General features: G+C 67.5%; 1 protein-coding gene. It reads left to right on the top strand.

The window, feature by feature from the left end; translation table 11 throughout:
- Position 1: 1 nt before the first annotated feature.
- Positions 2-1,325, top strand: a 1,324-nt coding sequence (locus C7416_RS28780) for a branched-chain amino acid transporter BcaP (RefSeq protein WP_258401163.1), incomplete at its 3' end; no start/stop codon positions are given.

Genomic DNA, 1,325 nt, shown 5'->3' with positions numbered 1-1,325 from the left:
CCTGAAAAAGGTGCTGGGTCCGGTCGACCTGGTGCTGATGGGCATCGGCGCCATCATCGGCACCGGCATCTTCGTGCTGACCGGCACCGGCGCGCTGACCGCGGGGCCGGCGCTGACGGTGTCGTTCGTGATCGCGGCGCTGGCGTGCGGCTTTGCCGCGCTGTGCTACGCGGAGTTCGCCTCGGCGATCCCGGTGTCGGGCTCGATCTATACCTACAGCTACGCCACGCTGGGCGAGATCGTCGCGTGGATGATCGGCTGGGACCTGCTGCTGGAATACGGGCTGGCGACGTCGGCGGTGTCGGTGGGCTGGTCGGGCTATTTCCAGTCGCTGATGGCCGGCTTCGGCATGAAGCTGCCGGCGGCGCTGAGCGCCGCGCCGGGCTCGGTGCCGGGCGTGCAGACCGTGCTGAACCTGCCGGCGTGCCTGATCATGCTGGCCATCACCTGGGTGGTGTCGTACGGCGTGCGCGAATCCGCGCGCGTCAACAACCTGATGGTGGCGATCAAGATCGGCGTGGTGCTGCTGTTTATCGCGGTGGGCGTGTGGCATGTGCAGCCGGCCAACTGGCAGCCGTTCGCGCCGTTCGGCTTTGCCGGCATCTTCAACGCGGCGGCGCTGGTGTTCTTTGCCTTTATCGGCTTCGATGCCGTGACCTCGGCCGCGGAAGAGGTGCGTAACCCGCGCCGCGACCTGCCGATCGGCATCATCGGCTCGCTGGCGGTCTGCACCGTGCTGTACGTGGTGGTCGCGGCGATCATGACCGGCATCGTGCCGTTCGCGAAATTTGCCGGCGTCGACCACCCGGTCTCGCTGGCGCTGCAGTTTGCCGGGCAGAACTGGGTCGCGGGCTTTGTCGACCTGGGCGCGATCCTGGGCATGACCACGGTGATCCTGGTGATGACCTACGGCCAGACCCGCGTGATCTTCGCCATGTCGCGCGACGGGCTGCTGCCCGAGCGGCTGTCGTCGGTGCATCCGGTGCATGCCACGCCGTATTTCGCCACCTGGACCGTCGGTGTCGTGTTTGCCGCGATTGCCGCCTTCGTGCCGCTGAACGTGCTGGCCGAGCTGATCAATATCGGCACGCTGGCTGCCTTTACGCTGATCTCGGTGGCGGTGCTGGTGCTGCGCAAGACCCGGCCCGAGCTGCCGCGCGCGTTCCGCTGCCCGGGCGTGCCGGTGGTGCCGCTGCTGTCGATCGGTTTCTGCCTGTTTCTGATGGCCCACCTGCAGGCGCTGACCTGGGCCGCCTTCCTGGTGTGGCTGGCGCTGGGGCTGGTGATCTACTTCGCCTATGCGCGGCGCAATGCCGTGCTGCATA

It is taken from the genome of Cupriavidus phytorum (genome assembly GCF_003254285.1).
Classification (GTDB): Bacteria; Pseudomonadota; Gammaproteobacteria; order Burkholderiales; family Burkholderiaceae; genus Cupriavidus; species Cupriavidus phytorum.
The sequence above is the reverse complement of the archived record's forward strand: the minus strand, read 5'-3'. Positions and strand labels throughout refer to the sequence as shown.